The organism is Verrucomicrobiota bacterium, from assembly GCA_034440155.1.
GTDB lineage: Bacteria > Verrucomicrobiota > Verrucomicrobiia > JAWXBN01 > JAWXBN01 > JAWXBN01.
Map to the genome: position 1 here is coordinate 1 of JAWXBN010000020.1, position 10,244 is coordinate 10,244.

The following is a 10,244-nucleotide window of genomic DNA, read 5'->3' on the forward strand; positions in this document are numbered from 1 at the left end:
CAACATCAACCACTTACAAAATATTATCCCCAAAATTCACCCCAAAAAAACCGTTTTTCACCGCCAGTAGCGGAAGTCGGGTTAATTTCCCCAAAAGTTGACGTTATCGATTTTTGGGCCCATTACTAATATATAATCCGCCGGTCGTTCCCGGAGGATTTTCACTAAAATCAAAATATTAAAAGGGAAAATATGGTAAATATAATTGATAAAGAAAAAGGACTAGGTGGTAGGCGCTATCAAGATAAAAGAAAAATACGCGGAAAAGTTAAACGAAAACCAGCGAAAAAACATGGTGGCATTTTTGCCCACAAAAACACTTGCCTGCTGGTCCATAATATAATGTTAAGCGCAAATAACGTAATGACCGATAATATGGATCAGCAAGTAGTAAACCAATCGTTTGATTTGTTTTGCATGAAAAAAGCACCCACGAACGAGGAATCGGCAGATGGCGATCAAAGTAATCAGCCGATTGTTAAAAAATCTGGCCAAAAAATAAAAAAGAAGAAAGAAAATACGGATGATCGTAAAAAATATCTCCAAAGAGGCGTTGAGATTTTAGCGAAGATAATCGCGAAGAAGCTATTGGGCGATAAAGAACAGAAGCGATTTAAAAAAATCGCGATTGATTTTTTCGGGCGGGATTTATTAATTAAAATCACCCCTCAATCCTTTGCTAATCGATATGACGAACTGCCTTTTGGTCTCGCAGCTAGTGCCGGTAATCATTCGCAAATTACACCTATTATATGGGCTGTTTTTGTGCAAAAAATTAACACTCCTAATTCGAGTGAAAAGGAAATAGTAAACAATATACGTCATGTTTTTGATGAGGAAATTAGCGGGACAACGAGCACGAATAAATTGAATGCCGTGCAAAAAAATCGGCAAATTGAAGGGTTTGTAAATTCAATGGGATGGCGGGAAAGTAAGTGGATAGACGAGGCTGTGGACATCGTCAAATATTACGATAAACTATCGCCTGGATTTGCGATTGAAATCGAAAAACATGCTATCGACTTGGCTTTTTGCGCAGAAAAAAAGCGAGCCGTTAAACTGCGGATTATGCAGGATCTTTTTCACCGCCAAATTGCCCCCTTGAGCCCACAGTTTAAAAAACGAATCCGGCGTCGCTCGCAGCGCGCAGGCTAAACGTTCTTTTCAAAAAACCCCCGCCTAGGCGGGGGTTTTTTATTCCAGATTCTATTTTTTTATTTCCTTCATTATTTCTTTGGTTGGATAGACCAGACAAACTGGTTGTTGGAGCGGTTCGAGTCGGGGAGGCCGGAGGAGAGGGTGGCTTGGATGCGAGTGGAGGACGAAGCTCCCGGCGTAGGGATGGGGATTTCCTGAGCGAATGATTGATTGGGATTTAAAACAGGAACCGCGTAATGCCGTGAAACTCCGTTAATATCGATATCGATCGTCGAGCTGTACATGACCGAGGTGCCGCGGTTTTGTATGGTGATGAGGGCTTTTGTTTGGCCGGAAGGGCTATTCCCTGTGGGGGGTAAGAAAATATCAGCGATAGCCGGGTCATTTATCCCCGTGGTATTACGGTTTATGATTCTCTTGTAATCAGGAATGCCATTGCCGAAATATTCATCGGGACCGGGTGCGCCTAGATCATTGGAGTGACTTATCAATAATTCTTTGATATCAGAGGGCCTCAGGGAAGGATCCTGCGATAAACCGGCGGCGATGATGCCAGAGATGACAGGGGTGGCTGCCGAGGTGCCGCTGAAAAGTGAAATCAATCCATCTTTGCCCGCAGCTGAAAGACCGACTCCGGGGGCGGCGAATGTGACTCCATTGGCAGCATTGGCATGAGCAAAACGTTCACGGTTCGCATCCACAGCCGTGACAGAAATCACCCCCGGGTAACGGGCTGGGAAAGGAAGCTGGTCAAATCCTTCATTCCCCGCCGCTGCCACCAGGATAATGCCTTGTGTCTGGGCCCGACTGACGGCTTCACGTAGGAGGGCGTTATCACCATAGGAGCCCAGACTCAGATTAATCACACGGGCTCCTTGACTCATCGCAGAGTCGATGCCTTGAGCCACGGTAAAGCTGTTTCCTACCCCCTCGGCATTGAGTACTTGGATACTCAGGAGATTGGCTGACGGGGCTACGCCTGGAGCTGCGGGTGTCGTCCCGCTTAATATCGATGCGACAGCGGTGGCATGTGTACTGTAGACTGGAGACTCCCCCGCAGGATCAGTCACCAGATTTTGCTTTTTGATTTGAACCCCGCTCAAGGCAGGGTGATCCATCACACCTGTATCAAGGATGGCCACGGTAATCCCTTTTCCAAAAGATTGATTGTCCCCGGTGATCCCCAGCCATTCGAGGGTCTGATTGCCAAATGCTAGATACGGTTTGTCTCGCGGGGAATTGATTTTTCCAGGAATGTCAGGGGTTTGCACCAGATAATTAAAATCGATCTCGGCATCCTTGGCTTGTTTGATGAGGGAGGCGAGTTCTTCAGGAGTCTGGTAACTGACACGCAAGGCGCGGAGGGAGTCAATGGTGCTGATGACGCGTATCCGGTTTTCTCCCGCCCAAGCGAGGAAGTCTTGCATGGATTTATGATCCTTAAAACGCAGAACCTTTTCATTGGGCAACGCATCTGGGGGATCTCGATCTGCGGGCTTTATGCCTGTGCGGGAAATGGGCTTGAGTGCAGGAGATGCCTCGAGAACTGCAATCTTCTGATCTTGGGAGGGAACCCCTTTGGCGGGGGAGGAGAGGGGATTCTTTATCAATACTTGATCGGGAACTGGATGATGGGTGTGGAGGGAGAAACGGGTGATAACAGAAAATAAAACTAAGACACCCATCACAATGAGCATAATCAGAAAGGGTTTGGGAGAGGACATCACTTGATATGACGTTAACCTTTCAAAAATCCCCTCCCCCTACCAGTAAATTTGTTAGTTGTTCGATTTCTTTAGGTGAAGGCAGGTATATTAAGTGTTTATTAATTAATAAATAACTTACCATGAAAAGATTTTTATTATTTTTTAAAGTAAGTTTCGTCTGGTCTTTTGTCTGTTTTTATTTCAGAAACTAGTCGCGAATTGGGGAATATTGTGAAGAGAAATTTTTTTAAAATGAATTTTGCTGCCCTTATCATATTAGGGGTCGTGACGCTATTGCAGACAGGATCCGGTTTGCAGGCCCAGATCTGTGCATCTGTGCGGATTCAAATTGAGCAGGAGTTATCCCTCGAAAGACAGGGTTTTATTGCGAAAATGGGAATCCAGAATTCGCCTGAGTTCCAGATGCAGGACATTGTTGTCACGGTGAATTTTAAGGATAAAAGCGGGAATCCGATTGTGGCAACAACAGACTCTACCAGCACGGATACTGCTGTCCGCTTTTTTATTACACCGAGTGGGACGTTGCCCACCTCTATTAATCCCGGCTCATCAGCAAATCTGGAATGGTTGATTATTCCGGCACCGGGTGCAGGGGGAGATACGCCGGATGGTAAACTTTATTATGTAGGGGCGACATTGTCTTATACATCGGGTGGACGACAAGAAGTAGTGACGGTGACCCCGGATTTTATCTATGTAAAGCCGATGCCTTCCCTGCAACTGGATTATTTTCTTCCTCATGAAGTTTATTCAGATGACCCGCAGACGACAGTTATCGAACCAGCCGTTCCATTTTACATGGGGGTCAGGGTTCAAAACAACGGTAAGGGTATAGCGAGGAACTTAAAAATCCAATCAGGGCAACCAAAGATTGTGGCGAATGCCCAAGGCTTATTAGTGAATTTTGCGATCACGGGCAGTGAAATCAATGGTCAACCAAGCCAGAATAGTTTGCTCGCGGATTTCGGTAATATCCAGACAAATAGCGCGGGCGTGGCACGTTGGGTCATGATGAGTTCACTCTCTGGGACATTTACAAATTTTAATGCGACATTCAGCCATGCTGATGAATTAGGGGGATCCGTGACTTCATTGATTCCACAAGACGGGATCAGGACACATACATTGGTTCGTGATGTGCTAGTCGATTTGCCCGGGAGTGATCGAGTCCGGGATTTTCTAGCGAAAGATGGTCCGAATATAAAAGTTTATGAGAACCAGAATACCGACACGGATGTCCAGCAGGTTGATTCAGTCCTCGGGTCGGGAGGGATGAGCAGAGTTTTAACCCTGAGCGGGGGATCAACAGGATTTATTTATTCAAAGCTGGAATTAGGGGAGGCTCTCTTAAAAAACAAAGTGGTTGCCGCAGCTACCCGCTCCGACGGAAAGGTAATCCCGCTAGCAAATGCATGGGTTTCAAAAACTTGGGACCTGCAAGTCCGAGTCTGGAGATATTTTGTAAATATTTTTGACGTAAATAACCAAGGGATGACTTATCTTCTGGTCTTTTCGGATCCCCAAGATGTCAATCGGGCTCCGGATATGGTGCTGCCATCTGATTTGATTGTGCAAACAGGTCAACCCAACGTGTTTACGATCCGGGCCAGCGATCCTGACGGGATTAAGCCTGAAATCACACTTAATGGTTTACCGGTGGGAGCATTATTTACAGATAATACTCCTCCAACCGGGGCTGAAACTATCAAGAATTTTGCTTGGACTCCTTTGACGACACAAACCGGTACATACACATTAAGATTCTCGGCAAAGGACGGGGTGAATACCACGACTAAATCTTTGGTGATTACGGTAATCAATGGAACGGATACAAAGACAGCATGGCAAGAGCAGAAATGGCCGGGGGTCACTGACCTATCAATCATCGGTGATATGGTGGATCCGGATATGGACGGATTAAGCAATTTGCTCGAATATGCTTTAAACCTCGATCCAAAAAAAGCGAATGCAGGAGGATTTACCCAGATCGGTATTGACGAGGTTAATGGACAGAAATTCCTGACTCTTACCTATACCAAACGGACAGATGACCCGAATCTTGTCTTTACGGTGCTTGGATCTAATGTCGCACATGCCGGAGACAACCAGTGGACACCACAAACTCAATCAGTGACTGTACCCCAAGAAGATGTATCCCAAGGGATGCAAAAGGTGAAAGTCCGCGATCAAGTAGCTATCGAAGATGGGCCTGCACGGCGTTACCTCAAACTCAAGGTTTCAACCGCAACCGTAACGGGGCAATAATAATGAGATATCCCATTCATCAGTTTATTACCGTTCTTTCCCTAGCTTTTCTGGTGGGTCATTTATCCGCCGAGACAAATAGCGCATCGACTCCGCCTCAGGGTTATCAAAAGATTATTTTAAAAGGGGCAGGAGACAGTTATGTCAGCCTTCCCCTCTTAAAAGATGCGGTAGCCCGGGCACGCGTCACGGCTGTCGAGTCAAACTCAGTGACCGTGGCTGAGGCCCCTTTTACTTTAGGAGCTTTTGACCCGGCAGCGGGGAGTACCGCTTATCCTTTCCGGGTAGAGTTTATCACCGGTCAACTCAAAGGGGTCTCATTCAAGGTCGCGGGGAATTCTGAGAACCGTATTATTGTCGATGGGGAAGGATATTCACTCACGGCTCACCCGTCGGGGAATGTGCTGGTGGGTGATTTGGTGGTGGTGCGTCCCGCTTGGCAACTGGGAGAAGTGTTCGGGGATGGCACCCAGAATAATGTCTTCAGTTCATTTACCGAGTTGCCTGATGAAGATTTCTTTGCCACTGCCGATAGTTTGGAGTTACTCCGGGGGCCTCTAAATTTAGGGACAGTGGTGCGTTTGGAAAATCAAGGATGGAGGAATGTCTCCTCGCCGCCGATTGATGCATCCGGAATCCTTTTAGATCGCCTGGATGTGATCAAGGTCAGGCGTATTGCCGATACTGATCATTCCCTTGTCCTCTTGGGCAATGCCCCGCAAACATCGACAGTTTTGCAGTATGCTGCGGTGACTAATTCCCCTGAAACCGATGTTTTGGTTAGTTGGACGGGTGCGGATGTCGTATCTTTGGAGGAGTCAGGATTGCAGGGGGTCATTAGCCCTTCACAGAGTATTTTTAACCGGGGGGATGAGGTTTTGTTATTCTCTGATAATCAAAATGGTTTTGATTCCGGGCCGGAAAGAACGTTTATTTACCAGCAGGGCGGGGGATGGAAAGAACTGGGCAATACTGCGACTAACCAGACGGGCTCAATCGTATTAGCTCCTTCCAAAGCGTTTATCATCCGCCGCAAGTATCAATCCACCTCTTCCAGATTAATCTGGACTCAGCCTTAACGCCCCGCAGGTTATGGGCTTCTCTTTGCGCGACCAGTGGGAATCTTTTTTTAATGATATCCTCTGGGTTACAAAAATCCTTTTCCTCTCTTTTGCCGCAGGACTCATCATCAGCCTCATACTTCCTGGAACGATCGGTAGTGAAGTGTCCAAAATAGATCCAGCGATGAGTGAAATCGACATAGGGGAATTTAATACCCTAATGAAAACAAATCCTCCCCCCGTCATTATGGATGCCCGGTCTGACTTGTTTTATCAAAATGGGCATATCCCGAATGCGTTAAGTTATCCACTCAAGAGGATCGACCAGTGGAAAGAGAAATTTGTGGAGGAAATGAAAAAGAAGGACAGCGGCACAATCATCATTGTCTATTGTAGTGATGTTAATTGTGAGGACAGTCATGATGTTGCAGAAATGCTTTCACCATTGGTTAAAAACAGGATATTTCTTTTTAAAGAAGGCTGGCAAGGATGGGTAAATTCCCGTTCCGAAAACCAGTGAGACTCTCATGAGCAAAGAGATTACAGGAGAAAAAAGAGGCGATCTGGTTATCATGGTTTTTGGATTGCTCATCGGATGCACACTTTTATTTGCTGTTTGGTCTAAATTTCATGATCTTAAGGGGTTCCAAACGATAATATATTCCTTGACCGGATTAGCTAATAAATGGGGGCGGGGACTTGTTTTTGGAGTGCTGATTCTGGAGATACTTACTGCACTTTTTCTGATGATACGAGTCAAGGACTCACGCAGTTGGTTATTGTGTGCGTTTGTTTTTGGTTGTTTCTCGGGAGTGCTTTTATACATGATTACTACTCATTCTATTGAGTCTTGCGGATGTTTTGGGAAACAATTTGAAGGTTATGAAAATATCTATTTGTCACTGGCACGAAATATATTGATCGCTTTTGTGGCCGCATTAATTAGCAAGAAAAAAATTACGATGAGGACAAATTAAAAGTTAAGTTTTTTTGATTAAATAACTAAATTCATGAAATGCGTTTTGTAGTTGTTTTTATTGGGTTTGACAGCAGGTGAAATGGATTTAGAAAAGGTATGTTGTGAAAAAATATTATCGGGAAAATAATATTCAGTTGAGTGGACGTTTTCTTTCAAAGGACCCTTTGTTAAAGGGACTCTCTTGCGTTTATTTATTTGCAGTGATGATTTTATTTTCCGTGGGGAATGTGCAGGCGGCATCAGTTCCAGGGTTAAGAGGGAGTTATTACAACGGGAAAAATCTTGAGGTATTCAGTACCCTAAGGATCGATGAAACAGTTGATTTTAATTGGAGTGGAGGTTCACCTTCGAGCACGGTTAATCCTGATCAATTTAGTGTTGAGTGGATAGGGGAGATTTATATTCCCCAGAGTGGTGTCTATACTTTTTTTACGACAACCGATGACGGGTCCGTCTTGACTGTTGCTGGAAATATTTTGATCAATGATTGGATCGATCATGGGGCTGTGACAAGGAGTGCGACAGTTTCGCTTGTCGGGGGGCAATGGGTGCCGATCCGTTTAAAGTTTTATGAAAATGGGGGCGCAGCTTCTGCAAAACTTGAATGGCTAGGGCCTTCCATCATCCGTCAGATTATTCCTAAAGGGCACTTGCGGGTTCCTGTGGGCACTCTCGAAACAGGCCTTGCGGCCCCTGCGAATTTTCGAGGCATACGTTTAGGGATAGGTCTAGTGACTCTAGGATGGAGTGCCACTCCCGGGGCAAAAGCATACGCTATTTACCGTAATGGCTTTTTGGTGGGGGTCACGGGCGAGTCGACCTACACTGACAGGGGTTTATCCGCTTCCACCTCTTACTCCTACGAAGTGAAAGCCTGTGATGATCTTTTGAATACAGGTTTTGGATCCCAGGCATTAACACTGACGACCCTGCCCACTCAGATGGAAGGGACCGGACTCAAAGGGGAATATTTTGATGAGTTAAATTTCACGGTGTTCAAAGGTGTCCGTTTGGAAAATGTGAATTTTAACTGGGGAAATGCTTCTCCCATGCCGTCAATCGGGGCGGACACATTTAGCATCCGTTGGACGGGAGAATTAACGGCGCCTGCAACAAGGGATTATACCCTCTCCATAACAAGTGACGACGGGGTCCGGTTGTGGATCGATGGGAAGCTTCTGATTGACCGCTGGGTTAATCAGGGTTCCACGACAATGACAACGGTAGTTTCATTAGAGGCAGGCCGCAAATATGAGGTTAAACTCGAATATTTCGAAAATGGAGGAGGGGCAAATGTCTTGATGGAATGGTCCGGTCAGGGCTTATCACGGCAGGAGATCCCGAGAAGTGCCCTGAATGGGCTCCTCGATATCGGTGAAGACCAACAAGCACCCACAGCCCCGCAAAATCTGCATTCATTAACCCGGACAGAAACCAGTATTACCTTGGGGTGGACAGCATCCCCTGATGCCGATGTAGCGGGTTATAAGATTACCCGTGGCGGGGTGTACGCAGGTACGACCAGTGACGCTGTATTCCGAGTAGGTGGTTTGAGCGGGGGCAGCAGCCATGTTTTTGCGATTAAGGCATTTGACCGGAGTCTCAATGAATCCTCGGCATTGACGGGAAATATGAGTACCCTTACGGTACGGCCCCCGGGCACAGGGAAAGGTTTAAGGGCGGAATATTTTGATGATCGCTCACTCTCCGAGCTTGTTGCCGTCCAAGTCGAGGGACCGGTGAATTTTAATTGGGGCAATGGGGCACCCCTTTCGGGAATGGGAGTGGATACATTCAGTGTCCGGTGGGCGGGACAAGTTGAAGCACTTTATACGGAGCCGTACACCCTGTATATGACCTCAGATGACGGGATCCGCATGTGGGTGGACGGGAAGCTTGTTATTGACCGGTGGGTGGATCAAGGGGCGACGACTACCACCGCCCAAGTGACTTTTGAATCCGGGCGCAAGTATGAGATCGTTATTGAGTATTATGAGAATGGCGGGGGTGCCTCTGCAAAGTTAGAGTGGTCGAGCCCGAGCCAAACACGCCAAGTCATCCCTCCTCAAAATTTATATACATTAGAGGACAGTCGTGATACCCAGCCTCCTCTGCCCCCTTTAAATCTCAAGCTTTCAGAAAAATCAGAGTCTGCTGTCACTCTTAAATGGGAAGTACCTTCAAATCCGGCAGATGTTTATGGTTATGTGATTTACCGTAACGGGGAAGTAGTAGGGATGGTTTCGGGTGTGCAAAAACTCGAATTCCGCGACCGGGGATTGACTCCGTTAACTCTTTATACCTATTCCGTGCGGAGTTATGACGGGGTGCTCAATGAATCTGCCGGGAGTCCTCCTGTTTCAGTGATGACGACGGGAGTCACTGGTGGGGGAACAGGAGCCGGGTTATGGGCTTGGTATTATGATAATACAGATCTTACGGGGTTAATGCTCCAGAGGCTTGATCCCAAAGTCCAGTTCAATTGGGGTAACGGTTCCCCCCATCCTTCCATAGGTGTGGATACATTCAGTGCCCGCTGGCGGGGCCAGGTGGAGGCGAAGTATAGTGAGGAATACACCTTTTATATTTCCAGCGATGACGGGGTGCGTTTGTGGGTGAATGGACAGTTGATTGTGGATAACTGGGTGAATCAAGGCACCACGGAAAAACAGGGGAAGATCACACTGGTAGCGGGCCGTAAATATGACATCAAACTAGAGTATTTCGAAAATACAGGCGGAGCAAATGTCACCTTGTCTTGGTCATCACCAGGCCAGGTAAAAGAAATTATTCCGACCGGATTCCTTTATCCGGTAGCGGTGGATTCTGACGGTGACGGAATGCCCGACACATGGGAGTTGGCCAATGGGTTAAACCCTTCCAGTCCTTTGGATGCCGCGACAGACTCCGATGGGGATGGAGTGGTGAATTTTAATGAATATCTCTTGTCACTTGATCCTAACGATTATTTTAACGGGAGTTTATCTTCTTTACTGGTGATTTCGGGCAATAATCAGAGCGCATCGACAAATACATTTGTAGCGGCACCCCTGA

Annotated in this window: 7 protein-coding genes; 6 read left to right on the forward strand and 1 reads right to left on the reverse strand. The window is 46.6% G+C overall.

The annotated features are described in order from the left end of the window. The first annotated feature begins 192 nt into the window (after positions 1-192). Positions 193-1,155 carry a hypothetical protein gene (locus tag SGI98_02015; GenBank protein ID MDZ4742178.1) on the forward strand — a complete coding sequence of 321 codons (963 nt, stop codon included), beginning with the start codon at positions 193-195 and terminating at the stop codon, positions 1,153-1,155. Between the two features lie 71 nt (positions 1,156-1,226). Here SGI98_02015 and SGI98_02020 read toward each other — a convergent pair whose 3' ends face one another. After that, entirely contained in the window at positions 1,227-2,882 is a 1,656-nt protein-coding gene (locus SGI98_02020; protein MDZ4742179.1) for a S8 family serine peptidase, read from the reverse strand. 318 nt (positions 2,883-3,200) lie between these two features. On the opposite strand from SGI98_02020, the gene SGI98_02025 reads away from it, so the two are divergent. From SGI98_02025 to SGI98_02045, 5 genes are all read left to right on the forward strand, one after another. Continuing rightward, positions 3,201-5,150 carry an Ig domain-containing protein gene (locus tag SGI98_02025; GenBank protein ID MDZ4742180.1) on the forward strand — a complete coding sequence of 650 codons (1,950 nt, stop codon included), beginning with the start codon at positions 3,201-3,203 and terminating at the stop codon, positions 5,148-5,150. A gap of 2 nt (positions 5,151-5,152) precedes the next feature. Further along, the gene (locus SGI98_02030; protein ID MDZ4742181.1) at positions 5,153-6,229 is read left to right on the forward strand and encodes a TIGR02597 family protein; all 1,077 of its coding nucleotides are present in this window, start codon (positions 5,153-5,155) and stop codon (positions 6,227-6,229) included. Positions 6,230-6,242: 13 nt separating this feature from the next. Next, a complete protein-coding gene (locus SGI98_02035; protein MDZ4742182.1) occupies positions 6,243-6,731 on the forward strand; it encodes a rhodanese-like domain-containing protein in 489 nt (162 codons plus the stop codon). Positions 6,732-6,738: 7 nt separating this feature from the next. Beyond that, entirely contained in the window at positions 6,739-7,188 is a 450-nt protein-coding gene (locus SGI98_02040) for a hypothetical protein (protein MDZ4742183.1), read from the forward strand. Positions 7,189-7,393: 205 nt separating this feature from the next. Continuing rightward, a partial coding sequence (locus tag SGI98_02045) for a PA14 domain-containing protein (protein ID MDZ4742184.1) occupies positions 7,394-10,244 on the forward strand: 2,851 nt, incomplete at its 3' end.